24 protein-coding genes are annotated in these 26,179 nt (G+C 58.9%); 18 read left to right on the top strand and 6 right to left on the bottom strand.

All coding sequences use genetic code 11. The features are described 5' to 3' along the window. Nucleotides 1-18: 18 nt before the first annotated feature. Nucleotides 19-438: a nickel-responsive transcriptional regulator NikR gene (gene nikR, locus F8A88_RS08225; RefSeq protein ID WP_151150640.1), complete on the bottom strand. Its 420-nt coding sequence runs from the start codon at nucleotides 436-438 to the stop codon at nucleotides 19-21. Nucleotides 439-513: 75 nt separating this feature from the next. Then, nucleotides 514-1,191, bottom strand: coding sequence for a class I SAM-dependent methyltransferase (locus F8A88_RS08220; RefSeq protein WP_151150639.1), 678 nt, complete (start codon nucleotides 1,189-1,191; stop codon nucleotides 514-516). Nucleotides 1,192-1,527: 336 nt separating this feature from the next. On the opposite strand from F8A88_RS08220, the gene gcvH reads away from it, so the two are divergent. The 11 genes from gcvH to F8A88_RS08165 all read left to right on the top strand — a co-directional run bounded on the left by gcvH (nucleotide 1,528) and on the right by F8A88_RS08165 (nucleotide 13,308). Next, nucleotides 1,528-1,908, top strand: a complete 381-nt coding sequence (gcvH, locus tag F8A88_RS08215; protein ID WP_151150638.1) for a glycine cleavage system protein GcvH — start codon at nucleotides 1,528-1,530, stop codon at nucleotides 1,906-1,908. 72 nt (nucleotides 1,909-1,980) lie between these two features. Next, nucleotides 1,981-3,315, top strand: coding sequence for an aminomethyl-transferring glycine dehydrogenase subunit GcvPA (gcvPA, locus tag F8A88_RS08210; RefSeq protein WP_151150637.1), 1,335 nt, complete (start codon nucleotides 1,981-1,983; stop codon nucleotides 3,313-3,315). Next, nucleotides 3,312-4,766, top strand: a complete 1,455-nt coding sequence (gene gcvPB / locus F8A88_RS08205) for an aminomethyl-transferring glycine dehydrogenase subunit GcvPB (RefSeq protein WP_151150636.1) — start codon at nucleotides 3,312-3,314, stop codon at nucleotides 4,764-4,766. Before gcvPA ends, gcvPB begins: the two co-directional genes overlap by 4 nt. After that, complete coding sequence (locus tag F8A88_RS08200) at nucleotides 4,756-6,111, top strand: dihydrolipoyl dehydrogenase family protein (RefSeq protein ID WP_151150635.1); 1,356 nt, start codon at nucleotides 4,756-4,758, stop codon at nucleotides 6,109-6,111. Before gcvPB ends, F8A88_RS08200 begins: the two co-directional genes overlap by 11 nt. Before the next feature lie 414 nt (nucleotides 6,112-6,525). Beyond that, on the top strand, nucleotides 6,526-7,101 hold the full coding sequence (locus tag F8A88_RS08195; RefSeq protein WP_338325287.1) for a 4Fe-4S dicluster domain-containing protein: 576 nt from the start codon (nucleotides 6,526-6,528) through the stop codon (nucleotides 7,099-7,101). Next, on the top strand, nucleotides 7,102-7,995 hold the full coding sequence (locus tag F8A88_RS08190; protein WP_151150633.1) for a CoB--CoM heterodisulfide reductase iron-sulfur subunit B family protein: 894 nt from the start codon (nucleotides 7,102-7,104) through the stop codon (nucleotides 7,993-7,995). Between the two features lie 21 nt (nucleotides 7,996-8,016). After that, nucleotides 8,017-9,978, top strand: a complete 1,962-nt coding sequence (locus F8A88_RS08185) for a CoB--CoM heterodisulfide reductase iron-sulfur subunit A family protein (RefSeq protein ID WP_151150632.1) — start codon at nucleotides 8,017-8,019, stop codon at nucleotides 9,976-9,978. Further along, nucleotides 9,966-10,454, top strand: coding sequence for a hydrogenase iron-sulfur subunit (locus F8A88_RS08180; protein WP_151150631.1), 489 nt, complete (start codon nucleotides 9,966-9,968; stop codon nucleotides 10,452-10,454). Before F8A88_RS08185 ends, F8A88_RS08180 begins: the two co-directional genes overlap by 13 nt. Next, nucleotides 10,451-11,404, top strand: a complete 954-nt coding sequence (locus F8A88_RS08175; RefSeq protein ID WP_151150630.1) for a 4Fe-4S dicluster domain-containing protein — start codon at nucleotides 10,451-10,453, stop codon at nucleotides 11,402-11,404. The genes F8A88_RS08180 and F8A88_RS08175 overlap by 4 nt, the downstream gene beginning before the upstream one ends. Nucleotides 11,405-11,408: 4 nt before the next feature. After that, nucleotides 11,409-12,479: a 4Fe-4S dicluster domain-containing protein gene (locus tag F8A88_RS08170; RefSeq protein ID WP_151150629.1), complete on the top strand. Its 1,071-nt coding sequence runs from the start codon at nucleotides 11,409-11,411 to the stop codon at nucleotides 12,477-12,479. Beyond that, nucleotides 12,472-13,308, top strand: coding sequence for an FAD/NAD(P)-binding protein (locus F8A88_RS08165; RefSeq protein ID WP_151150628.1), 837 nt, complete (start codon nucleotides 12,472-12,474; stop codon nucleotides 13,306-13,308). The genes F8A88_RS08170 and F8A88_RS08165 overlap by 8 nt, the downstream gene beginning before the upstream one ends. 98 nt (nucleotides 13,309-13,406) lie before the next feature. Here F8A88_RS08165 and F8A88_RS08160 read toward each other — a convergent pair whose 3' ends face one another. Continuing rightward, nucleotides 13,407-13,820, bottom strand: a complete 414-nt coding sequence (locus F8A88_RS08160; RefSeq protein WP_151150627.1) for a MerR family transcriptional regulator — start codon at nucleotides 13,818-13,820, stop codon at nucleotides 13,407-13,409. A gap of 325 nt (nucleotides 13,821-14,145) precedes the next feature. Here F8A88_RS08160 and F8A88_RS08155 point away from each other — a divergent pair, with 325 nt between their 5' ends. Beyond that, nucleotides 14,146-14,838: an XRE family transcriptional regulator gene (locus F8A88_RS08155; RefSeq protein WP_151150626.1), complete on the top strand. Its 693-nt coding sequence runs from the start codon at nucleotides 14,146-14,148 to the stop codon at nucleotides 14,836-14,838. A 67-nt stretch (nucleotides 14,839-14,905) separates the two neighbouring features. On the opposite strand, the gene F8A88_RS08150 is transcribed toward F8A88_RS08155, so the two are convergent. Further along, nucleotides 14,906-16,219: an L-cysteine desulfidase family protein gene (locus tag F8A88_RS08150; RefSeq protein ID WP_151150625.1), complete on the bottom strand. Its 1,314-nt coding sequence runs from the start codon at nucleotides 16,217-16,219 to the stop codon at nucleotides 14,906-14,908. A gap of 84 nt (nucleotides 16,220-16,303) precedes the next feature. Continuing rightward, nucleotides 16,304-16,825 (bottom strand): hypothetical protein, encoded by a 522-nt coding sequence (locus F8A88_RS08145; RefSeq protein WP_151150624.1) that lies wholly within the window; start codon nucleotides 16,823-16,825, stop codon nucleotides 16,304-16,306. Between the two features lie 180 nt (nucleotides 16,826-17,005). Between F8A88_RS08145 and F8A88_RS08140 the strand changes: the two genes are divergently transcribed. Continuing rightward, complete coding sequence (locus F8A88_RS08140) at nucleotides 17,006-18,769, top strand: chloride channel protein (RefSeq protein WP_151150623.1); 1,764 nt, start codon at nucleotides 17,006-17,008, stop codon at nucleotides 18,767-18,769. 68 nt (nucleotides 18,770-18,837) lie between these two features. On the opposite strand, the gene F8A88_RS08135 is transcribed toward F8A88_RS08140, so the two are convergent. Next, nucleotides 18,838-19,305, bottom strand: coding sequence for a hypothetical protein (locus F8A88_RS08135; RefSeq protein WP_151150622.1), 468 nt, complete (start codon nucleotides 19,303-19,305; stop codon nucleotides 18,838-18,840). A 353-nt stretch (nucleotides 19,306-19,658) separates the two neighbouring features. On the opposite strand from F8A88_RS08135, the gene fusA reads away from it, so the two are divergent. The 5 genes from fusA to tsf all read left to right on the top strand — a co-directional run bounded on the left by fusA (nucleotide 19,659) and on the right by tsf (nucleotide 26,174). After that, on the top strand, nucleotides 19,659-21,722 hold the full coding sequence (gene fusA, locus F8A88_RS08130; protein WP_151150621.1) for an elongation factor G: 2,064 nt from the start codon (nucleotides 19,659-19,661) through the stop codon (nucleotides 21,720-21,722). Nucleotides 21,723-21,919: 197 nt separating this feature from the next. Further along, nucleotides 21,920-22,648, top strand: coding sequence for a lysophospholipid acyltransferase family protein (locus F8A88_RS08125; protein WP_151150620.1), 729 nt, complete (start codon nucleotides 21,920-21,922; stop codon nucleotides 22,646-22,648). Further along, nucleotides 22,641-24,296, top strand: coding sequence for a ribonuclease J (locus F8A88_RS08120; RefSeq protein WP_151150619.1), 1,656 nt, complete (start codon nucleotides 22,641-22,643; stop codon nucleotides 24,294-24,296). Before F8A88_RS08125 ends, F8A88_RS08120 begins: the two co-directional genes overlap by 8 nt. 215 nt (nucleotides 24,297-24,511) lie before the next feature. After that, on the top strand, nucleotides 24,512-25,333 hold the full coding sequence (rpsB, locus tag F8A88_RS08115) for a 30S ribosomal protein S2 (RefSeq protein ID WP_151150618.1): 822 nt from the start codon (nucleotides 24,512-24,514) through the stop codon (nucleotides 25,331-25,333). Between the two features lie 31 nt (nucleotides 25,334-25,364). Further along, a complete protein-coding gene (tsf, locus tag F8A88_RS08110; protein ID WP_151150617.1) occupies nucleotides 25,365-26,174 on the top strand; it encodes a translation elongation factor Ts in 810 nt (269 codons plus the stop codon). Nucleotides 26,175-26,179 lie beyond the last annotated feature (5 nt).

Below are 26,179 nucleotides of genomic sequence, written 5' to 3'. Positions count from 1 at the left end.
CAAAAAACTATCCTGTATTTAAATAAGTTCCTTGCCCGTGGTGGTCAGGGAAAGGTTTCCGTGTTTGACGCCCTTGGTGGAAATGAGTTTTTGTCCAAGAGCCTTGATAACCTCGGCCTCGCCCTTGAGCACGATGACTTCCAGGCAGTTGTGATGGTCGAGATGGATATGCATTGTGGTCTGAATCACATGATGCGCTTCGTGCTGAATTTCGGTCAGCCGCTGGGCCAGCCCGCTCTGGTGATGGTCATAGACCAGCGTAAGCGTCCCGGCCAGTTCGCCGGAAGCGTCTTCCCACTCCTTTTGCACCAGCGTATTGCGGATCAGGTCCCGAATGGCCTCGGAGCGCGTCTGGTAACTGCGCTCGCGGCACAACTCATCGAACTTTGTCAGCAGGTCGGAATCCAGCGAGACACCGAATCGGATCGTTTTGCCCATGACTTCCTCCGTAGCGGTTGTGTTGGGTCGATGATCGACGAAATTCGTATACACCATTGAACGCAAAAACAGCGTTCAAAGAGTTATTTCCCAAAGGTTCACTGTGGGATTCTGGCCGCACAGCTCAACCTTTTCCGTTGTCAGTTTGCGCGGGGAAAACCCCAACGCCTCCAGCCGGGGCCAGACAGGCCTTGAGACCGTTCGCACCGGCTCTCCGACCCAGATGCGACCGTCCGGAGCCAATGCATGGCGAAACAGGTTGACCAGCGGATCGAAAAACCGTTTTTCATACAGGACATCGCCGCCCCATATGAAATCGAACGCGCCCTGACGCACAGCCGGACTGCGCCAGTCCATGACCGTCCAAAGCGGTTGGGGCACGCGGTTCAACGACGCGTTATGCCGGGCAAAACGCACGGCAGGCCATTCGTAGTCGAAAGCCACGACCCGGGCCCCCTGCTCGGCAGCGATCATCCCTGTCAGGCCAAGGCCGCATCCGAGGTCCAGACAATTCCTGCCGGCCACGGCATCATGATTGCGTTCTATCCAGCGCCCAAGAAGCACACTGGCCGGCCAGACCTCGACCCAGTAGGGAAGTCGCTCATCATCGTCCAGAACAGCATCGTCCATGGCATCCCACAGGGCTTCCAGGTCGCCAGCCCTGTCCAGAAGCCATGTACGGCCCTGAACAGTCACTTCCACACGGTTTTCCCCTGCGGCAATATCGGCAAATATGCTGCTCCGGTTCGTCATGACCCGTCCATATTACCCACGAAAGTGACATAGTCAACTCAAAAGGTAACACTAAACATATCCGTACAGTTATAAAAATCACATGAAAAGGATACAACAAACAGAAAACACAACCAATTCTCATGGTCAAAAATAATAACCCGGCTCAAAAAGCATGCCCTCAAAATGCGAACCGAACAACATTCGTCATCTTATTGACGCTTTGCGTGCAAATCAGCCCTGAAAGCGCGTAAAACGTGGAAAACGTCATTTTTTTTACTATTCCCAACACATGAATTCGGTGCTAAAAATCCCGGAACAAATGTGGCCCGACCATCAATTTTCAGGAGGTAATAGATGATTCCCGCCGAACTCAAGTATGCGAAAACCCACGAATGGGTAAAAATCGAAGGTGACATCGCCGTAATCGGCATCACCCAGTTTGCCCAGGAACAACTTGGCGACCTGACCTTTGTTGAACTCCCTGCCGTGGGCGACACCATCGAACAGGGTGACGAATTCGGCTCGGTCGAATCCGTCAAGGCAGCCAGCGAGCTGTATGCCCCGGTGTCCGGCGAAGTGGTGGAAATCAACGACGAGCTTGAAGACGCCCCGGAAAAGGTCAACGAATCCCCCTTTGAAGAGGGCTGGATGCTCAAGGTGCGCATCGAAGGCGAACCTGCTGACCTTCTGGACGCAGATGCCTACGCAGCCCTGATCGAATCCGAAGCGCACTAGACACCCACGGCGGGCGGTTCCGGCGAGCCGCCCGCTTTTCATTCAAGCACCTTTCCAACACAAGGACACGAGATGCCGTTTGTTCCGCATACACCGGAAGAAGTCCGGGAAATGCTGGCCGTCATCGGCGTGGATTCGGTGGAAGACCTCTTTGCCGAAATCACGAATTCCATGAGGCCGCAGAGCTTTGACATACCCGAAGGCCTGAGCGAAATGGAAGTGCTGGCCAAGCTGGAAGGCATGGCCGCCAAAAACGCCACGGACAGCGCAAGCTTTCTGGGCGCAGGCTTCTATGATCATTATATCCCGGCGGCCGTTGACGCGCTGACCATGCGCGGCGAATTTTACACCGCCTACACTCCGTACCAGCCCGAGGCCAGCCAGGGCACCCTGCAGGCCATCTTCGAATACCAGACCGCGGTCTGCCGCCTCATGGACATGGACTGCGCCAATGCCTCGGTATACGACGGCGGCACGGCCCTGTATGAGGCGGTCATGATGGCCGTGCGCAAGACCAAACGCCGCAAGGTGGTACTCAGCGAAGCGCTCAACCCCATCTACAGGGTCATGCTCGACTCCTACATCACCAACCTGAACCTCGAACTGGTCTGCGTGCCCCACAAGAACGGCCGCACGGACATCGAGGGACTCAAGGCGGCCATAGACGACAAGACCGCCGCGGTTCTGGTGCAGAACCCGAACTTCTTCGGCTCGGTCAACGACTTCACCGATCTTTTCAATGCCGCTCGCGAGCAAAAGGCCGTGAGCATCATCTCCAGCTACCCGGTGCTCCAGACCCTGCTCAAGACGCCGGGCCAGATGGGCGCGGACGTGGCCGTGGCAGAAGGCCAGAGCCTCGGCCTGCCCCTTTCCTTCGGCGGCCCGTACCTCGGCATCATGACTTGCACCAAGAAGATGGTCCGCCAGATGCCCGGCCGCATCGTGGGCCGCACGCAGGACACCGAAGGCCGCACCGGATACGTGCTGACCCTTCAGGCCCGCGAACAGCACATCCGCAGGCAGAAGGCCACCTCAAACATTTGCTCCAACCAATCGCTGTGCGCACTGCGCGCATTGGTACACATGTGTGCGCTGGGCGAAATGGGCATGCGCCGCGCCGCACGCCTTTCCATCGAGCGCGCACACCTGTGCGCGGAAAAGCTCACGGCAATCCCCGGAGTCGAAATGCTCACGGACGGCCCGTTTGGCAACGAATTCGCCGTGACCCTGCCCGTCAACGCCTATGAAGTTATCGCCCGATTGAGCGACCGGGGATTCATTCCGGGCTTTCCGCTGGGCCGCTACTACGAGGGACTGGAAAACGGACTGCTGCTGGCCTGCACCGAAAAGACCAGCGAAGAGCACATCGGCATCCTTGCCGAGATGATGAAGGGGGCCCTGAAATGAAGACCATATTCGAAAAATCGGTTGCGGGCCGCGAAGGCTGCTGGCCCTGCGAAGGGCTTGCCGAAGAGGCATACATTCCCAAAGAGCTGCTGAGAAACGAGGAAGCCGGACTGCCCTCGGCCGGAGAACTGGACGTGGTGCGCCACTTCACCAAGCTCTCCCAGCGCAACTTCGGTGTGGACGGCAATTTCTATCCGCTGGGATCGTGCACCATGAAGTACAATCCCAAGTTCACGGAAAACGTGGCCGCACTGCCCGGCTTCACCCGGCTGCACCCGGTGCTGCCCCAGCTGCAGGGCGCAGGACGCCTGTGCCAGGGCGCGCTGGAAGTCATGTACGAAACCGAAAAACTGCTCTGCGAAATCACGGGCATGAACGCCTACACCCTGCACCCCATGGCCGGTGCGCACGGTGAACTCACGGGTGTGATGCTCATGGCCGCGTACCATCGCGACAAGGGCAACAAGAAGACCAAGGTCATCGTGCCCGACTCGGCCCACGGCACCAACCCGGCTTCGGCGGCCATTGCCGGATACGAGGTGGTTTCCATTGAATCGCGCGACGGCATCGTGGACCCCGAAGCCCTGCGCGAAGTGCTGGACGACGATGTCGCGGGCATGATGATGACCTGTCCCAACACGCTGGGCCTCTTTGAAAAAAACCTGCCCGAAGTCGTGGCCATGCTGCGCGAAGTGGACGCCCTGCTCTATTACGATGGCGCCAACCTCAACGCGGTCATGGGCAAGATACGCGTGGGCGACGTGGGTTTCGACATCGTGCACCTGAACCTGCACAAGACGTTCGCCACGCCCCACGGCGGCGGCGGTCCCGGCTCCGGCCCGGTGGGCGTTTCCGAACGGGTCGCACCGTACCTGCCCATTTCCCGGGTGCAGAAACTGGAAGACGGCCAATTCTTCCTTGATTACGACTACCCGAAATCCATCGGCTATGTGGCCCCGTTCTATGGAAACTTCGGCGTGTTCCTCAAGGCATACGCCTACATCCTGCGGCTGGGCGCGACCGGCCTGACGCGTGCCACGGAAAACGCCGTGCTCTCGGCCAACTACATGCGCAAGCGTCTGGAAGAGGCCTTCGAGATTCCCTACAACCGCACCTGCATGCATGAATTCGTGCTCAGCGCGGTGCGGCAGGCCGAAAAAGGCGTGCGCGCGCTGGACATCGCCAAGGCCCTGCTGGACAAGGGACACCATGCGCCCACGATCTACTTCCCGCTCATCGTCAAGGAATGCATGATGATCGAGCCGACCGAAACCGAAAACAAGGCCACGCTGGACACCTTTGTGGACGACCTCATCGCCATTGCCGAAATGGCGGACGCCGACCCCGAAGCCCTGCAGCACGCGCCCACGACACTGCCCGTGACCCGTCTGGATGAAACCAAAGCGGCCCGCGGCATGGAACTGACAGAGGATCTTGCCAATGCAACATGATCTGGTGGTCATCGGCGCGGGACCGGGTGGTTTTGATGCGGCCATCGAGGCCGCCGAAGCCGGACTCAGAACCGCATTGGTGGAAAAGGCCGACCTCGGCGGCACCTGCCTGAACTGGGGGTGCATCCCCACCAAGGTCATGCTCGGCGCCACCTCGGCCATCGAGGAACTGGCAGGACAGTCCAAGATGAAGGTGGCTTCCGGCTCCATCAAGGTGGACTTTGCAGCCCTGCAAACCCGCAAGGGCAAGCTCATCGCCGGAACGCGCAAGGCCATGGCCCAGCGGCTCAAGTCGCTTGGCGTGGACTTCTTTTCGGGCAGCGCCCGCGTGGAGACTCCCGGAAAAATCACCGTGCAGGGCGAAAACCCGGCAACGCTGGAATACGGCAAGCTCGTCATCGCCAGCGGATCCCGGCCCATTTTCTTTCCGGGGCTGGAGCCGGACAACGACACGGTCGTCGATTCCAACGGATTTCTGGCGCTCAAGTCCGTGCCCGAATCCCTCATCGTAATCGGGGCCGGATTCATCGGCATTGAAATGGCGCAGGTAGCCCACAGGCTCGGCGCGAAAATCCACATGGTGGACGCCATGGATCGCGTGGCCCCGGCCGAAGACCCGGAAGTTTCCAAGGCCCTCGGCTCCATGTTCAAACGCTGGAAATGGGATCTGCGACTGGGTGTGCGCGTGCAATCCGTGACCACCCAGAACGGCCGCGCCCTGCTCACGCTGGACTCGGGCGAAACCATCGAGGCGGACAAGGCGCTGGTGGCCGTGGGACGCGGTCCGGTCACGGACGGCATGAACCTCGAAACCCTGGGCGTTTCCATCGAGCGCGGCGGCATCACGGTCAACGAAAACCTTGAGGCTGCGCCCGATGTGTACGCGGTCGGCGACGTGAACGGCATGATTCAGCTGGCCCATGCGGCCAGCCATCAGGCACACTACGTTGTTTCCCGCATGACCGGAAAAACCGACGAGGCATATGCCTCCGGCCCGGTCCCCTCGGTGCTCTACGGCGCTCCCGAGGCCATGCGCGTGGGCAGAATGCCCGAAGAGGTAGCCGAATCCGGCCAACAATGCGAAGTGTCGAAATTCGCGCTGGCAGGCAACCCCATGGCCCAGGCCCATGCGGCCACGCAAGGATTCGTCAAGGTTGTCTGGGCAGACGACACCGTGGCGGGGGTCACGGCTGTCGGGCATGACGTATCGCGGCTGACCACGCCCTCCACCATGATCGTGCAGGAAGGCTGGACCCGTGAAGACACATACGGAACCATCTTCCCCCACCCCTCGCTGGACGAGGCCTTGCTCGGCGCGCTCAGGGCCGAACGAAAACCGGCCTGACCCGACAACACACTGCACCGACAATTCCCGGGCTGCGGAGATTCGAATCCGCAGCCCGGTTCATTCATGCCGCCGCCCCGAACTCTCCCCCCAAAATCGTTCCCATACGCCCAAAAAACGATTGTTTTGATTGGTCAATCATTCAAAATGCTGTTTTCTACCTTAATGAGCTACGATAACTATTCTATTTATTATAGCATCTTACTAGCATATCTGGCATTCTTTTTGTGAAAAAACGCACTTGCCAGCATAGGCAGACCCGTGTATGAGTCTTAGTCTTCATACGAACGACGACATTTCTCAGGCAATACGCCGTGCAAAACAAATCGCGCCCGGAACAGTTCGTCCGGCCGCAATAATCCTCTCTGCCGCCGTGCGGCAACAAACGACCAACCGGCAATCCCGCATGCCGGGATGCCTCCGGATACTGTCATGCAAACAGTAAATCTCACCGATTCCCCGGACAGGACCTTCACCAACCGCATTACGGAAGAAAGCGGCCAAAACCTCTCGCTGTGCTACCAGTGCGGCAACTGTACGGCCAGCTGCCCGTATTCCTTCGGGTTCGACATTCCGGTCAGCCAGATCATGCGTCTGCTGCAAACCGGGCAAAAAGAACCCGTGCTCACTTCCTCGTCCATATGGCTGTGTGCGTCCTGCACCTCCTGCACCACTCGATGCCCAAACAACATCGACGTGGCCAAGGTCATGGATGTGCTGCGTCATGAGGCGCGGCGGCAGGGCTTTGCCAAGGAACGCAGGGTCAAGGCATTTTTCGACAGCTTTCTCGATTCGGTCCGCCGCCACGGCCGCGTTTTCGAAATGGGGCTCATGGTCAACTATATCCGCAAGACCGGACGTTTCTGGACCGATCTTGAACTCGGCCCCAAAATGCTGCCCAAAGGCAAGCTGGCCTTCAAGCCCCACCAAATTCAGGGCAAGGAAGCCATCGCCCGCATTTTCGAGCGTTTCGAAAAGGAAGGTTTCTAGATGACCAAGCACGCCTACGCCTATTATCCGGGCTGTTCCGGGCAGGGAACATCCATGGAGTATGAACGCTCCACCCGCGCCGTGTGCGAGGCCCTCGGCATCCAGCTGGACGAAATCCCGGACTGGAGCTGTTGCGGATCCACCCCGGCCCACGCCTTCGACCACACCTTGTCCGCGGCCCTTTCCGGCCGCAACCTCGGGCTGGCCGCCAAGCAGGGGCACGACTGCGTGCTGACCCCCTGCCCCAGCTGCCTGACCAACCTCAAGACCGCGGGCAAACACATTTCGGGCGACGAGAATTTTCGGGACAAGGTCAACCGTCTGCTGGACGAGCCGCTGGGAACCATTCCCGAGACCAAATCCGTGCTGCAGGTGCTCTTCGAGGACCTCGGCCCGGACTGGATTTCCGAAAAGGTCAAGCGCCCGCTGACCGGTCTCAAGGTGGTCACCTATTACGGCTGCATCCTGACCCGGCCTCCGGGACTCATGGAGTTCGACAGCGAGGAAAACCCCATCAGCATGGACATGCTCATGCGGGCCGCCGGGGCCGAGGTGCTGCCCTATCCGCTCAAGACCGAATGTTGCGGCGCGTCGCACGGCGTGGCGCGAAAAGACCTTGTCATGCGCCTTTCCGGCAGGCTGCTGGACATGGCGGATTCGCTGGGAGCGCAAGCGGTGGTCACGGCCTGCCCCCTGTGCCAGATGAATCTGGACCTGCGGCAGAGTCAGGTCAATTCGGCCAACAGCGCGCACTACAAGCTGCCCATTTTCTACTACACCCAGTTGCTGGGCTGGGCCTTTGGCCTGCCCGACGCGAGCCTCGGTCTGGACAAGCTTTGCGTGGACCCCGGTCCCGCCCTACGTTCCATTGCCGCAAACGAGGACGCGGCCTAGCCGCCAAGGGAGCCTTTACCCATGAGAATCGGAGTATTCGTCTGCCACTGCGGCAGCAATATCGAAGGAACCGTGGACACGGCCGAAGTAAGCCGCATCGCCAGTGACTACCCGGAAGTGGCCTTTGCCACGGACACCATGTACGCCTGTTCCGAACCCGGACAGGACGGCATCATCGAGGCCATCGGCGAGCACAAGCTCGACGGCGTGGTGGTGGCGTCCTGCACGCCCCGCATGCACGAGGCCACGTTCCGCAACACGCTGGAACGCGCAGGACTCAATCCGTACATGTTTGAAATGGCCAACATCCGGGAGCACGTCTCGTGGATCGGCAAGGACCGCGAGGCCAACACCAACAAGGCCGCAGATCTGGTGCGCATGGCCGTGGAAAAGCTCCGGCGCAACCGCCCGCTCACGCCCAAGGAATTCGACATCAACCGCCGCGTGCTGGTCATCGGCGGCGGCGTGGCCGGAATACAGGCCGCGCTGGACTGTGCGGACGCCGGGCTGGAGGTAATCATGGTGGAGCGCGAATCCACCATCGGCGGCAAGATGGCCAAGCTCGACAAGACCTTTCCCACGGTGGACTGTTCCAGCTGCATTCTGGGACCGCGCATGGTGGAAGTCGCCCAGCATCCCAACATCACGCTTCACGCCTATTCCGAGGTGGACGGCGTTTCCGGCTACGTGGGCAATTTCTCGGTCAAGATAAAGAAAAAAGCCCGCTATGTGGACTGGAATAAATGTACGGGCTGCGGCGAGTGCGTGGAGAAATGTCCCTCGCGCAAGGCGCCCAACACCTTTGACGAACTCATCGGGCCGGGCCGGGCCATCAATATTCCCTTTCCGCAGGCCATCCCCAAAAAGGCCACCATCAACGCGGACTACTGCATCCGGCTGACCAAGGGCAAATGCGGCGCGTGCGAAAAGGTCTGCCCTGCCGGAGCCATCGACTTCGACCAGCAGGACGAGATCATCAGCGAAGAGGTGGGCGCGGTTGTCGCGGCTACGGGCTACGACCTGTTCGACTGGACCGTGTACGAGGAATACGGCGGCGGCCGCTATCCGGACGTGATCACCTCCCTGCAGTACGAACGGCTGCTTTCGGCCTCCGGCCCCACGGGCGGACACGTCAAACGCCCCTCGGACGGCAAGGAACCCAAAAACGTGGTCTTCATCCAGTGCGTGGGCTCGCGCGACAAGTCCGTGGACCGTCCGTACTGTTCGGGTTTCTGCTGCATGTACACGGCCAAGCAGGCCATCCTGACCAAGGATCACATTCCCGACTCCACTTCCTATGTCTTTTACATGGACATCCGTGCTCCGGGGAAGCTCTATGACGAGTTCACCCGCCGGGCCATGGAGGAATACGGCGCGCAATACATCCGTGGCCGCGTGGGCATGGTCTACCCGGACGGCAAGGGCAACCTGACCGTGCGCGGGGCCGACACCCTGCTGGGAAAGCAGGTGGAGATACAGGCGGACCTGGTGGTGCTGGCCGTGGGCGTGGAGTCTGCCAAGAATTCACCGCAACTGGCCGAAAAGCTGCGCATTTCCTATGATAAATACGGCTTCTTCATGGAAGGCCACCCCAAGCTCAAGCCCTGCGAGACCAACACCGCGGGCGTGTACCTTGCCGGAGCCTGCCAGGGCCCCAAGGATATCCCGGCCTCCGTGGCCCAGGGCAGTGCGGCCGCATCCAAGGTCATCGGCCTATTTTCCAAGAAAAAACTCAAGAGCGATCCCCAGACCGCGCTCGTTGACATCAAACGCTGCATCGGCTGCGGCAAATGCGTGCTGACCTGCCCGTTCGGGGCCATCAAGGAAACGGACTTCCGGGGCCAGCCCAAGGCCGAGGTCATCGAAACCGTATGCCAGGGCTGCGGCATCTGCTCGTCCACCTGTCCGCAGGGGGCCATCCAGCTCAGACACTTCACCGACAACCAGATTCTCGCGGAGGTTGAGGCAATATGCCGGTTCTAAATGGACGCGAACTGAGAATCGTAGGATTCCTTTGCAACTGGTGCTCCTATGGCGGCGCCGACACCGCGGGCGTGGCCCGTTTCGACCAGCCCACGGACCTGCGGATCATCCGCGTGCCATGCTCCGGGCGCATCGATCCGCTGTTCATCGCCAAGGCGTTCATGAACGGCGCGGACGGCGTGCTGGTTTCCGGATGCCATCCCCGTGACTGCCACTATTCCGAGGGCAACTACTATGCCCGCCGCCGTCTCGAAGTCTTCAAGCAGTTCATAACGGTGCTCGGCATCGAGCCGGAACGTTTCGAATACACGTGGGTTTCCGCTTCCGAAGGCCAGCGCTGGCAGGAAGTGGTTACCAAATTTACCGATCAGGTTCACGCGCTCGGCCCCATGGCCCCGATTCCCGAGGTGGCGCTTTCCAAGCTGGCCCAGACTGAAGGAACTGACCTCAGGACCGCCATCACGGAGGAAGCATGATGCTCGATCAACTCAAGGAGACCATCAAGACCGCGCTGCCGGAGCTTGATTTCGTCATGGGCTGGACCACCGGCTACGACCCGCTGCACGCTACGCCGCTGTATATGTACGAACCCGACGACGTGGACCAGTTGATCTGGGGGCCGCTCAACGTGCACAATCTGGCCGTGCACCTGCCCGCCCTGCGGCACAAAAAGGTCGGCATCGTGGTCAAGGGCTGCGACAGCCGCTCGGTCGTGGAACTGCTGCAGGAAAACCTCATCGACCGCGAAAACGTGGTCATTTTCGGCGCGCCCTGCAACGGCGTGGTGGACATGACCAAAATCCGCAAGGCCGTGCCGGACGCACACTTTGCGCGCTCCGTGGAGACCGCTGACAACAGCCTGACCATAACCACGGACAAGGACACGCACACCCTGTCCCTTGCCGAGGTCATGGCCGACAAATGTACGCGCTGCCGCTTTCCCAACGCAGTGGAAGCCGACCATTTCGTGGGCGAAAAGCGCATCCCGGCAGTGGAAACCGATCCTTATGCGGACCTTGAGAGCTTCGAATCGCAGGGCTTTGCGGAACGCCGCGATTTCTGGATGGCCGAGATGGACCGCTGCATCCGCTGCTATGCATGCCGCAACGCCTGCCCCCTGTGCGTCTGCCGGGACCATTGCGTGGCTCAGAGCCGTGAGCCGCACTGGGTCAGTCAGCGCGACGGCGTGCGTGACAAGTTCATGTTTCAGGTCATCCACGCAATCCACATGGCCGGACGCTGCACCGAATGCGGGGAGTGCGAGCGGGCCTGTCCCATGGACATCCCCGTGCTGCTGCTCAAACGCAAGCTCGGAAACGTGATCCACGACCTTTTCGACTACGACGCCGGTCTGGACGCCGAAGCGCGGCCTCCGCTGCTGGCTTTCAAGCTCGAAGAAGATTCCATCAAGGAAAAGGACTGGTAATCCCATGGCCAAGTACTTGAAAAACGACGACCTCGGCCAGTGGCTCGCCGAACTGGGCACGGAATATAAGATCCATGCCCCGGTTCAGGAAGGCCGATCCATCGCCTTCCGCCCCCTGACACAGGACAAAATCCTGCGCATCGACCGGCACGCCACCATCGGCCCCAAGGAAATCCTATTTCCGGCCTGCGAAGAGCTGATGCATTTCTCCTATGAAAAGGACACGGACAATCCGGGCCGGGAAAAAATACGCGTCCAGCCCGCAGACAACGCCGTGCCCACGCTCATCTTCGGCTCGCGCCCATGCGATGCGCGCGGCTTTGACGTATTTGACGGTGCGTTCACCCAATGTGCGGTCAAGGACAACTACTATGCAGCCCGCCGCGAACAGGCCGTGGTGGTCTCCATCGCCTGCACGCGCACGGAAAACACCTGCTTCTGCAACTGGGTTGGCGGCTCGCCGGACGGCACCAACGGCTCGGACGTATTGCTCACCCCCATTCAGGACGGCTTTGTGGTTCAACCCGTGACCGAAAAAGGCGAAACCCTGTTGCAAAAGGGAAGCCTGCTTACAGGAGCCGCGCCCGATCAGGTTCGTGAAGCCGAACAACTGCGTGCCGCCGCATGCGCAAGCCTGCCCGAAGCTCCAGATTTCAAATGCATGCCCGAACAACTCTACAACCTGTTCGACAACATGGATTTCTGGGAAAAACAATCGGCCAAATGCATCAGCTGCGGGGCCTGCACCTATCTGTGCCCCACCTGCCACTGTTTCAACATCACGGACGAACGCAACGGCAATGAAGGCGAACGCCTGCGCTCGTGGGACAACTGCATGTCCCGCCAGTTCACGCAGGAGGCCAGCGGCCACAACCCCCGCCCGGAAAAGGCCTATCGGCTCAAGAACCGCGTGGGGCACAAGTTCTGCTATTTCCCGGACCTGCACGAAGGGCACATTGCCTGTGTGGGCTGCGGTCGTTGCATAAAAAGCTGCCCGGTATCACTGGACATCCGACAGGTGGTCACCTCGGCCAAGGAGTGCCACCTGCCTGCGGAGGAAACCGACAATGAGTAATACCAACAACCCGTACCTGCCGGAAATGGCCACAGTGCGGGAGATCATTCAGGAAACGCACAATATCAAAACCTTCCGCGTAACCCTCAACAACGAAGCGCGCATGAAGGCGTTCTCGTTCGAACCGGGACAAGTGGGCCAGCTCTCGATTTTCGGTGTCGGGGAATCCACATTCGTCATCAACTCCTCGCCCACGCGCATGGATTACCTGCAATTCAGCGTCATGCAGGCCGGAGAAGTGACCTCGCGCCTGCACGAATTGCAGGTTGGCGACCAGATCGGCGTGCGCGCTCCGCTGGGCAACTGGTTTCCCTATGATAAAATGAAAGGCAAGGACGTGGTCATCGTGGGCGGCGGCATCGGCATGGCCCCCCTGCGCACCCTGCTGCTGTTCATGCTCGACAACCGAGACGACTACGGGAAAATAACGGTTATCTACGGGGCGCGTTCCCCGCAAGACCTGACCTACAGCTATGAGTTCGACGAATGGCGGGCGGCACGAGACGTAAATCTCGTGCTCACCGTGGATGCCGAGGCTCCGGACTGGGAACACAAAGTGGGCCTGATTCCCAACATTCTGCTGGAAGAAAACCCGGCCTCGGAAAATACCGTGGCCGTGACCTGCGGGCCGCCCATCATGATCAAATTCACGCTCGAGGCACTCAAAAAACTCGGTTTTACGGACGAAAATATCTATACCACGCTGGAAAAACGCATGAAATGCGGCGTGGGCCTTTGCGGCCGCTGCAACATCGGCACATCCTACGTGTGCGTGGACGGCCCGGTGTACTCATTCGCCCAGTTAAGCAAGCTCCCCAACGAGTTGTAACCAACGGGGCACAGGACATGAAAAACGGGTGCGGACCAGATGGTTCGCACCCGTTTTTCATGACCCACTTCCCTTGCAAGCCACCATTTTCCTGCAAACTACTCCCTGCCGAGCACTTCCTCAGGGCAGCCGTTCTCCGCGAACCATTTGCGAATACGCGCAGAACGCATGGTCCCGAGAATCCAACGCCGGATGGCCACCGGAGAAACACCGAGACTTTGCGCCACCGAGGCTGTGGTATGACGATTGGCGGCCATCCAGGCCCGGACAAGGTGCCCCCGGGGATTTGAACAATTCGACGATTGACCGTAGTCGGCAAGCCGCTCATGCAGCACAGAGCTTCGCTCACTCGCATGCAGGGCAGGAGCACCCTCAAAAGCCGCATATACAAACGTATTGTCTTCCAGAACAGCAGCCAACGCACCGGCCATGGTCAGAGGGATGGCATCCGGGTAGGCCCCGCAATCGGCCCATTCCCGAATCTGTTCGGGACTGACGGCGGCGCTGCACATGCGGTTTACCTTCTCGGCAACCTGCCCTAACGAAAGCCCCGATGCCTGCAATGCCCGGGAAAAGGCCCGCCGCACATGATCCGAACAGTCAAAATACAAATCATCAAGTATTCCGGTACAGCCCTCCCCACTCCGACGCCTATCGACTAAACGATCATGAGGAAAAGATATTTTATATTTGTTGCGCATAAAACGTTTTTTATTTACCTTTGGTTTCGGAAAGTAACCACAAACACTTTTCCGGCTACGATCGCAAGAACACCAAAACAAGTTGTTGTATAGATGCTCCTATAGACCTTTTTTTTCCGTCAAGCAAGGAAAAGACATGATCGACGCACGGACTGACAACATGATGAATTTGCATGACAAAATAGCACCATACCAGACGCGGTCGCTGGGAGAGCGTGTTCGCAGCGCGCGAAAAAGAAACAACTTTTCCCAGAGCCAGCTGGCAAGAAAAGTTGGTGTGAGTGTGACGACAATTCAGAATTACGAATCAAGCAAATTTCCCAAGGGGGAACATGCAGTGGCCCTTTCGCTGGCCTTGAACTGCTCGCTGGACTGGCTGCTGACGGGCTCCGAATCGCCAGCTTCCTCCGAATCCACAGCCCACAACGGCTGTGTACCGGTGATCGGCCTTGCCAAGTGCGGCCTTCAGGGTTGGGCCCAGTCCATTCCGCTGGGCATCAATGCCTCGCGCCCCGGTGACCTGACCGAGCCGGAAGCCTTTTGCGTTCTGGCTGTGGGCAACAGCATGACCCCGGCGGGCATTTTGCCGGGCCAGATATGCTATTGCAATCCGCACGACGACTTCGGCGCTGGCGATGCCGTGTACGTGGAACGCAGGGACGGCACCGCCACCATCAAGCTCTTTCGCGGTTCGGACAATGACCGCATCACGCTGCAGGGCTGGCTCGACCCGGACGAAAACGGGCGCCAAGCGCCCTATACCGACACCATCAACACGGATCAGGTCCGGCGCATGGCTACGGTTATTTACGTTAAACGCAAACTGTAACCGAGCCGCTTCACAAAAAAAGGCCGTCCCAACTCGGAACGGCCTCGGAATTTCAAAAACATATCGTCTACACGTTGGAGAACTGCTTCTCCAGCATGATCTTGAGAATGGTGCGGTCGGTTTCGATCATGCCCTCGGTGGAGAGCATGCCCACGTTGCGCATGGTGTCTTCGGACGATCTGCCGATGATGCCGTCCGTGCACAGCACGTTCACCCCCTGCAGGGAAAACAGTGCGGCCTGCACGGCGGTTCCGGCAGCCGTGGCCAGCTTGAGCGCGCACCCGGCCTTGGCCCCGTCGCAGATGATTCCGGCCAGGTCTTCGGTCAGATTCTTGATGGCTCCGGCAATATGCTGCGCCGTGCCGCCGAGCAGATAGGTAATGCCTGCGGCAGCGCCGGCACCAGCCGCAACCGAACAGCCGCAGACCGCGGAGAGCCTTCCGGTATGCGCCTTCACATAAGCGGTGATGATGTGAGAAAGGCCGATGGCTTCCAGAACGGAACGTTCGCCCACGTCCAGGTAGTCCTTGACCGCCCAGATGGGCAGAATCGCCGTCAGGCCGTGGTTTCCGGACCCGCCCGAGCTCATGGCGGGGAGCGATGCTCCGGCCATGCGGGCGTCCGATGCCCCGGACGTGAGGATACGGGCGGCAAGCATCATGTCTTTCCTGATAAGACGCTGGCGCACCAGCCGCTCCAAAGTCCGGCCCACGCCAAGCCCGAGGCCGTGCTTGAGCCCCTCCTCGGCAAGGCACATGTTCATATCCACGCCCTGCTTCAAAAAATCAAGGTCGTCCTGATCCAACTCATCAGTCAGGGCAACCAGTTCGCGTAATTCCATGCCCTTGAGCCAGTCTTCCAGATCATCCAGCCCACTCTTGCCCGGCGTGCACCCTACTCGAATGAGGGGGCTTTCCACGGGCTGGTCGTCAAGAGACAGGCTGACAATATTATCGTGCAGATTTTCGATCAGTGATTCGGCCACATGCTCACCGGAGACCATACGCGTGCGAACCTTGAGCCCTACCTGATCCTCAAGCAGGTTGACCTTTACCACGCCGTCGCGCACGCATTGTCGCGCCCTGCGAACGATCTCGTCGTCAAGGGAACCCAGCACCTCGAGTTTCCGGGCCGGATCGCCGCCCAACGCCCCGAGCGCCGCAGCCAGGTCAAGGCCGGAAAGCCCCCCGGTTCCGGGGATGGTGACCGCAAGGCCGTTCTTGTAGATATTGGGATCGACCCACACTTCCAGCGAATCAAAGATCCGCTCCGGCAACAGTGAAACCGCGGCCGCCGTTCCGAGGGCAATGGCCACGGGTTCGGTGCAACCCAACGCAGGTACAACCTCAAGACGCAACAAATCCTTGACCGTATACTTCATTCGCAACACTCCGGGCGTATTGGTATTTTCGGCAACAATACACCCGCCCCAGCGAAAGCGGAAGCCGAAATATGCACGGAATCCCTAATGGCGCGGCACAGAACTGTTGGGGCAGGTATCGCTCATGATGCAGATTTCACAGCCTCCGTTGTAGGGATACGGAGTAAACACCGCGAACTTGCGGTTGATGGCATTGTCGTCGGTCCACTCCACGTCCTTTTCCTTCATGGCCTCCCGTACGCCTTCGCCAGCGCGCGGCAGAGGGGCGCAACGGCCCTCGCCCAACTCGGGCACAAGGCTCCCGGCAGCGGACATGACCATGCAGATTGCCAGGTTATGATAGGCAAGACCATTGGCCGGGGATTCATCCCAAAGCTTGTCCACGGCATCATCCACTTCCCTTTCCAGATACACGAGCAGGAAACTAGCGTGTCCATCCTCGTCCTCCAGATGATACGCTTTCAGGTGACCTATCCATTCATCCCAAAGCGGACCGAACTGCTCGATGAGTTCATGGTCGACCCGGCTTTCGCCGCTCATTTCGGCATACTGCCAAAAGTCGAAAACAGGCTTGGCCTCAAGCGGTTTCACGGTATATCCAGACACGATGGCCTCCTTGAATTTGGTTCATTGCGGAGCCACTGCTTACCCGTTTTCATCAAACCACTCAAGTTTATCCGAATGCGCGTTGCAATGCGCCCGCGTTCCGGTTACTCTGTGAATAAGGCAAGAACCACGCGCCCTCACAGGAAATTTAGCAACGGAACCGTCAATCCCGGAAACAGCATGCAGGACGCCCACGCCACGCTTTCGGAAAAGATCAGAAACGCCTTTCGCAACCGGAACATATCCCATCTGCTGATGGCCATACTCATCGGAGCCCTGTCCGGCTATGGTGCCGTACTTTTCAAATTCGTGCTCAAGAGCATGCAATGGCTTTTTTATCATCATAGCGGTGAATTCCTGGATTTCGCCCACGAAATACCGACATGGATGAAAATCGTCATGCCCGCAGCAGGTGGGCTGGTGGTCGGATTGGTGGTCCATTTCTTTGCGCGAGAAGCCAAAGGGCATGGCGTACCCGAGGTCATGCAGGCCATTGCCCTGCGTGCCGGGGTCATCCGCAAGCGTGTTGCGGCGGCCAAGATATTCGCCTCGGCCGTGACCATCGGTTCAGGTGGATCCGTGGGCCGCGAGGGTCCCATGGTGCAGATCGGCGCGTCCATCGGTTCCTCGGTGGGTCAACTGCTCAAGGTTCCCACAATCCACATGAAAACCATGATCGGATGCGGCGCAGCCGCGGGCATAGCCGCCACTTTCAACGCGCCCATAGCCGGGGTGCTCTTTGCGCTGGAAATCATCGTGGGCGACTGGGGCATGACCTCGTTTTCCCCCGTGGTGCTTTCCTCGGTCACGGCCACAACCATTTCCCGATACTACTTCGGCGACTTCCCCGCATTCGTCATCCCGGACTACAACGTGGTTTCCCTGTGGGAATTCTGCCTGTACCCGTTTCTGGGCGTGGTTTCCGGGCTGGTGGCCCTGAGTTTCACCAAAACGCTCTACGCGTTTGAAGACGCATCGGACGCGGCGCGCATGATTCCGGAATGGCTCAAGCCGGCCATTGGCGGGGCCGCTCTCGGCGTGGTCATCATCTTTTTTCCGGCGGCGTTCGGCGTGGGGTATGGTCCCATGAACCTCTCCCTGACCAACAACATGGGCTTCTGGATGCTCTTCGCGCTCATCTGGATCAAGATTCTGGCCTCGGCCATCACGCTGGGCTCTGGCGGTTCGGGCGGCATTTTCGCGCCCTCGCTGTTCATCGGGGCCATGGCCGGAGGTGCGTTCGGCGCACTGGTGCACGGCGCATTCCCGGAAATCACGGCCACGCCCGGAGCCTATGCGCTGGTGGCCATGGGCGGGGTCGTGGCGGGCACCACCTACGCCCCCATCACCGCCATCCTGATCATCTTTGAAATGACCGGCACCTACTCCATCATCCTGCCACTCATGCTCACCTGCATCACGGCCACGGTGCTCAATTCCACCATCAGCCGCGGCTCCATCTACACCACCAAGCTGCTGCGGCGCGGCATCGACATCGAGGGCGGACGGGAACGGCACATCCTGCGGCACATGCTGGTCAAGGAAGTGATGACCGACACGGTGGTCACGGTGCCGGAATCGGCCACACTGGAACGCATTCTGTGGGTGTTCAAGACGGAGAACGCGCCCTATCTGCACGTGATCGACGAGCAAGGCCAGCTCACGGGCATCATATCGTTTCGCGACATCCGCCCGGTGCTCTACGAGGAAGACCTGCTGCAGCTGGTGATCGCCAAGGATCTGGCCACCACGGAACTGGAGACCGTGACCATGGACGACACCTTGCAGGACGCGCTGGACAAGCTCACCAGCCGGGGCGTTTCGCAGCTGCCGGTACTGGAATCCGCCACATCCCGCAGGCTGTCCGGAACCCTGACAGAGCACGCCCTGAACACGGCCTACAGCCAGCAATTGCTGCGAAAGGAAATCGACACCAAAGAATAAGAAAACGGACCGCATAAACAGGCGGCCCGTTCGAATGACATTGCTACGATCGAGCAATGTGACCACGCCTACCCGTAGGCCAAGGCCTGCGGCGGGGTCTTGCCCTCAAAAAAATCCTCCACGCTTTCGCGGCTGGCCGAAGCGATGCGCAGTTCCGAGACATTGAGCACGGTTTCAAGTCCACCGTAAAAACGAAGCGCACGGTCAATGAAATCCGCATCCACGAACGCTGATTCCATTTCACAAACCCTGCCGTCCCACGTGAGGCCCAGCGAAACCACCGGATCGCGATCCGGGGCCTTGGTGATGAAATTCCCGGTACGCACCAGCGATTCCACGGCCACTTCCGGCTCCACATTGGCCCATGAAGAAAGCTTGTCGATAAATGCCGGCATGACAGCAACATAGTAATATTGATCCACCTTGCAGGCTACGGACTTACCCGGCAGATTCAGAATCCATGGTTTGTCTGCAAATGCCTGCCCAAGTCCCTGCTGCAAACGGAACACAACATCCTGATAGTCTATCAACGGCATGGATTTCTCCTTGGCTTAGACGGACTGAATCACATTTCCGGAGATAATTCAAGGTAGTACCAAGAAAAGACCTGCGTGCAGCACGGGCACGCGCCTTTCCGCAGATGCAAGGTGGATTACGCTCCGTTCCCAGACAACAAAAAACAAAAATCGAAGCCCCCAAAAACCGAAACGAAAAACCCCTTTGATATCATGCGGATCAAAAGACCGATCAATCGATCAATCTTCACAGACCCTCTTGACAATTTTGATGAGCTATTCCTATAGATTTAAACCCTTATAATAATTTTGGGCACAAAGATCCCGGGTACGGCCCGGGGTCCATGAAACAGTAAATGTATAGGGAGTAGACAATGTCGGACCTGAACACGCAAAGAACTTACGCCCTCATCGGCCATGGCGGCAGCGGCAAGACCTCGGTTGCGGAAATGCTGCTTTTTTCAGCCGGAACCATTTCCCGGCTTGGCAAGGTCGAAGACGGCAATACCACCCTCGACTACGAGCCCGAGGAAATCAAACGCCGCGGCTCCACACAGCCCGGCTTCGCAAATTACCAGTGGAAAAAAAACCAGCATTTTCTGATTGATGCTCCGGGTGATTCCAACTTTTCCGGCGACCTTTCCTATGAACTGGCCGCTACGGACAGCGTGATTCTGGTCATCGACGCGGTGGACGGCGTCAAACCCCTGACCCGGAAAATCTGGGCCAAGGTTCAGGACAACGGCAACCCGGCCATGATCGTCATCAACAAGATGGACCGTGACCGTGCGGACTTTGATGCGGCTTTCGCCAGTATTTCCGAAGGACTGGGAGCACGGGCCGCACTGCTCTACTATCCCATCGGCAGCAAGGAAGACTTCAAGGGCGTGGTCGACATGCTCTCGGGCAAGGCTCTCATGTTCGATGGCGAAGGCGGCGTGACTGAAGGCGACATTCCCGGCGATATCAAGGATACCGTGGAAGCCATGCGCGAAACCATGGTGGAAAACATCGCCGAATCCGACGAAGAGCTCATGGAACTCTATTTCGAGGAAGGCGAGCTTACGCCCGAACAAATCACCAAGGGGCTCAAGGCCGGTGTACAGGCCGGGGAACTGGTTCCCGTGGCTGTGACTTCGGCCCTGAACAACATGGGCGGACAGACCATTCTGGACACCGTGCAGAACCTCATGCCCAGCCCGCTGGATCATACGCCGTGGCAAGGCGAGGAAGGCGAACGCGCCAGCTCCCCGGACGAACCGCTGTCCTGCTTTGTGTTCAAAACGCTGGCCGACCCCTTTGCGGGCCAGTTGACAGTCGTACGCGTGCTTTCCGGCACGCTCAAAGCGGACTCCACGCTCAAGAACACCCGCAACGGCGAAAAAGAGCGCATCGGCCAACTGCTGCTCATGCAGGGCAAGAATCAGGAACAGACCAAGACTCCCATGGGACCCGGCGCCATCGTCACCCTCGCCAAACTCAAGAACACGGCAACGGGCGACACCCTGACCGAGGAGAAGGACGATTTCAAGCTGATCAAGCCGGAAATCGCCCCGCAGCTCATCACCTTTGCGCTGGCTCCGGCCGAAAAGGGCGACGAGGACAAGGTCTATGCAGCTGTCGGCAAACTACTGGAAGAAGACATCACCCTGACCCTTTCCCGCGACGAAGAGTCCGGCGACATCCTGCTTTCGGGCATGGGACAGAATCATATCGAAATATCCGTGGAAAAGGCCAAGCGCCGCTACAAGACGGAAATCGTCCTGAAAACGCCCAAGGTTCCCTATCGTGAAACCTTCCGCACCGCGGCCCGCGAAATTCAGGGACGCCACAAAAAACAGTCCGGCGGACGCGGCCAGTTCGGGGATTGCTGGATTCACATCGAACCGCAGCCGCACGGCTCCGACTACGAGTTCGAGGACAAAATCGTGGGCGGTGCCATCCCGCGCCAATACATCCCGGCCGTGGACAAGGGCATTCAGGAAGCCGCTGCGCGCGGCGTGTTGGCGGGATACCCGGTCATCGACTTCAAGGCCACCTGCTACGACGGCTCCTACCACAACGTGGACTCGTCCGAGATGGCCTTCAAGATCGCCGGTTCGCTGGCATTCAAAAAGGCCGCGGAAAAGGCCCAAATGGCCCTTCTGGAACCGGTCATGCTGGTGGCCGTGGCCGTGCCCGACTCCTTCATGGGTGACATCATCGGCGACCTTTCCTCGCGCAGGGGCAAGGTACTTGGCTCGGATTCACAGGCCGGCGTAACGGAAATCAAGGCCCACGTACCCATGAGCGAAATGCTCAAATATGCACCGGACCTCAACGCCATGACCGGCGGGCAGGGAACCTTCTTCATGGAATTCGCACAATATGAAGAGTGCCCGCCCCAGGTCAGGGACCAGGTCATCGCGGACAACAAAAAAGGCGCGGACGCCGACTAGGCCCCACGCGAACCGCAACCATCAGGGCGGCGAAACCATTCGCCGCCCTTTTTTTTCATGCCGCAATTCTTCAAGTAACATAATCAGGTCGTCAGCAGGAAAGAAAACGGCAGCGCGATGCACCCGTTTCATGGACTTGTTTCACGGCCGAATTTCGGCTAGTCAATGCGAAGTCGATAAATCAACAAGGATAGCCAATGTTTCGCGCCATTCTCTTTTTCTTTTTGCTCATCCCCCTCACAGTCTACTACAGCTGGCTGCAATCCCGGATGGACGAGAATTGCACGTCCGAGGAACAAAACGTCCCGGGCAAAAAATGGGCACGCACCCTGCTCAACATAGCCGGAGTCAAGATAGACGCAGACCTTTCCGGCATTGACCCGCACGGCCACTACGTATTCATCGCCAACCACCAGAGCCTTGTGGACATTCCCGTGCTTTTCAAACTGCTCTGGGACAACAACATCCGCTTTGTGGCCAAAAAAAGCCTGTTCGATGTCCCTGTGTACGGCACGGCGCTGGGCACGGCCGGGCACATCTGCGTTGACCGCAGCAACCGGCGCGCGGCCATGAAAAGTCTCGGTGAAGCCGTGGAACGCATCAAGAATGGCATTTCTCCGCTCATTTTCCCGGAAGGCACACGCAACGAGAACCTCGACAAGCTCATGGAATTCAAGACCGGCGGCATGATCATCGCCCTCAAGAGCGGGCTGCCTGTGGTGCCCATCGTGCTGGCCAACACGGGAAACGTACTGCCCAAGGGCAAGCTCTGGGTCCGCAACAAGAATGTGGTCAGGGTCAAGGCCCTGCCCGCCATCGACCCTTCGGCATATACCCTCAAGGAACGTGACAAGCTCAAGGAAGATTTGTATTCCATGATGAACGAGGAATACCGCAAGATGATGGCCGAGGTGAACAATGGCTGACAAGGCGTCGCTGACCCTTTCCCCGCTGGGGGGACTCGGCGAGATCGGAATGAACTGCATGCTCTACGAGACCGGCAAGGCCCTTGCCATGGTCGACTGCGGCCTCATGTTCCCGGACGATGCCCTGTACGGGGTGGACGTGGTCATCCCCTGCTTTGATTCGGTGTTGGAAAACAAGGAAAAGCTCAAGGGCATTGTGCTCACCCATGGGCACGAGGATCACATCGGCGCGCTGCCATGGCTGCTGCAACATGTGGACGTTCCTGTATACGGCTCGGAATTCACCCTCGGACTGGTTGAAAACAAGCTCAGGGAACACAACCTGGACCGATATGCGGACCTGCGTCCGGTCACGGCCTCGGACGCCGTGGTCATGGACGATCTCAAATTTCATTTTTTCCCGGTCTGCCACTCCATCATCGAAGGATACGGGCTGGGCATCGAAACCCCGGTGGGCCGCGTGGTGCATACCGGCGACTTCAAGATCGATCGCAATCCGCTGGACGGGCACGCAACCGACCTCAAGGCATTTCGCCGCTTTTCCGCTCCGGGCGTAACCCTGATGCTCTCCGACTCCACCAACGTGGAGCGCGACGGGTTCTCCCTGACCGAACGCGAAATCAAATCCAGCCTGCGCGAGGTCTTCAACAAGGCGCGCGGCCGCATTCTGGTCTCCCTGTTTTCCAGCCACATCCAGCGCATTCAGGAGGTCTTCGACATTGCCGAGGCCTGCAACCGCAAGGTGGCTGTCAGCGGCAGAAGCCTGATACGCAACATAGAATTTTCCCGCGAGATGGGTCATTTGCGCGTGCCTGCCAGCACATACATTTCCATCGACGCGGTGGATGACTACCCGGACGAGCGCATCGTCATGCTGGTCACCGGCTCGCAGGGCGAGCCCCTTGCCGCGCTTTCCCGCATGGCCTCGGACGAACACCGCCAACTCAACGTGCACGAAGGCGACCTCGTGCTGCTGTCCTCGCGCTTCATTCCCGGCAACGTCAAGGCCATCACCAAAGTCATCAACAACCTCTACCGCCTCGGCGCGGAAGTGGTCTACGAAAAGGTCAAGGGCATCCACGCCTCGGGCCATGCCCACAGCGAAGAACTGCGCATCATGTTCGAAACGGTCAAACCCAAGTATTTCATCCCGGTGCACGGCGAATACCGGCACTTGGTCAAACACCGGCGGCTCGCATTGGAATGCGGGGTCGCGCCCGAACGTGCGCTGGTGGTGGAAAACGGCCAGCCCGTAACCTTCCTTGAAGACGGCATCCGCATGGAGCATCCCATCGACGCCGAACGTATTCTCGTGGACGGCAAGGGCGTGGGCGACGTGGGCCAGACCGTGCTCAAGGAACGCCAGCTTCTGGCCGGACAGGGCATCATGATCGTTCTGCTGGTGGTGGACGAGGCCAGCGGCGAAATCTCCATCGGCCCGGACATCGTGACCAAAGGCTTCGTATTCGAGCAACAGTACGCCCACTTCATCGAAGACGCCAAATGCATCGTGCTGGACGTGTTCGAAAACATTCCGCCCGGCGAAACAAAACGCCTCAAGGAACGCATCCGTTCTGCCCTGCGCCGCTTTTTCCGCAAGATTCTGGACCGCGATCCCGTGGTCGTGCCGCTGGTCATTACCATATAAGGTGGTGTCTGTTCACAGGACAGCTGAGGCCGCGGCCGAGTCGTGCATGGTGCCATTCAAACAGCGCGTCACACATTTTTTACTTGCCTTGCGCCGGAGCATCCGGTAAAAGACCCCGACTCAAAATTCACACATTCCGTGCGAACTCCGGGTGCCCGAGTTGTTTCGGGTTTGGTTTTCTGGAGACGGAATGGAGGAAAAACCCAGGAGGAATTATGGCTTACGCAACCATGAAGCAGATGCTGGAGACCGGCGTCCACTTTGGTCACCAGACCCGCCGTTGGAACCCCAAAATGCGCCCCTTTATCTTTGGCGCACGCAACGGCATTCACATCATCGACCTGCAGCAGACCGTGAAGATGTTCCGCACGGCGCACGATTTCATCGCCGAAAAGGTCGCTGAAGGCGGCAAGGTGCTGTTCATCGGCACCAAGCGTCAGGCTCAGGAATCCGTTTCCAAGGAAGCCCAACGCTCCGACATGTTCTTCGTCACCCACCGCTGGATGGGCGGCACCCTGACCAACTTCCAGACCATCAAGCGCTCCATCGAACGCCTGAAGAAGCTGGAAGAAATGTTCGAAGACGGCTCCATCAGCAAGTTCCCCAAAAAGGAAATCGTGCACATGAGCCGCGAAGTCAAAAAGCTGAACCTCGCGCTGGGCGGCATCAAGGACATGACCAAGCCCCCGGCGGTCGCCTTTGTGGTTGACCCCAAGCGCGAACACATCGCCATTCAGGAATGCCGCAAGCTGGGCATCCCGGTGGTGGCCGTTACCGATACCAACTGCGACCCCGACGTGATCGACTTCATCATCCCGGGCAATGATGACGCCATCCGCGCCATCAAGCTGTTCGCCACCCATATTGCGGATGCCTGCCTTGAAGGCGCCGCTCGGGCCAAGGACGTTGCCGAAGAAGCCAAGGCCGCCAAAAAGGCCGAGGCCGCTCCCAAGAAGGAAGAAGCCCCCAAGGCTGAAGCTCCGAAGAAAGAGGCTCCCAAGGCCGAAGAAAAGACCGAAGAAGCCGCCAAGGCGTAACACGATTTCAAACGGGTTCTGGAGGAACATAATGGCTATTACCGCTGCTATGGTAAAGGAACTGCGCGAAAAGACCGGCGCAGGAATGATGGACTGCAAGAAAGCCCTGGTGGAAAGCGACGGCGACCATGAAAAGGCCGTTGTCTATCTGCGCGAAAAGGGTCTTGCCAAGGCCGCCAAAAAGGCCGGACGCGCCACGTCCGAAGGCATCGTGGCCAACTTCATCGCCGCGGACGGAAAGTCCGGTGCGCTGGTGGAACTCAAGTGCGAAACCGACTTCGTGGCCAAGAACGAAGACTTCCGCGCCTTTGCCGACAAACTGGCCGAAAAGGTCGCCGGCATGGACGTAACCGCCGGCAATGCCGATGATCTGGGCGACGCCGCAGACGTGACCGACCTCATCGCCAAGCTGGGCGAGAACATGGGCGTCGGCCGTTTTGCCAAGCTGACCACCGACGGCAAGCTGGGCCTGTACATCCACTCCAACAACAAGATCGGTGTGCTCGTGGACATGAAGGGCGGCGACGACGAGTTGAGCAAGGACATCGCCATGCAGGTGGCCGCAGCCAACCCGGTATGCCTCGTCCCCGACGAGCTGCCCCAGGAAAACCTGGAAAAGGAAAAGGCCATCTACCTGAAGCAGGCCATGGACGAAGGCAAGCCCGAAGAGATCGCCCAGAAGATCGTCATGGGCCGCCTGAACAAATACTACAAGGAAGTCTGCCTGACCGAACAGCCGTTCATCAAGGAAGACAAGAAGAGCATCAAACAGTTGCTCAAAGAAAAAGACGCCAGCATCGGCGGCTTCGTCAGGCTGGCGCTTGGCGACGACGCCGAATAAGAATA

Origin of the sequence: Pseudodesulfovibrio senegalensis, assembly GCF_008830225.1 — a bacterium.
GTDB lineage: Bacteria > Desulfobacterota > Desulfovibrionia > Desulfovibrionales > Desulfovibrionaceae > Pseudodesulfovibrio > Pseudodesulfovibrio senegalensis.
Note: the sequence above shows the minus strand (reverse complement) of the source record. Positions and strands in the feature narration are given on the sequence as shown.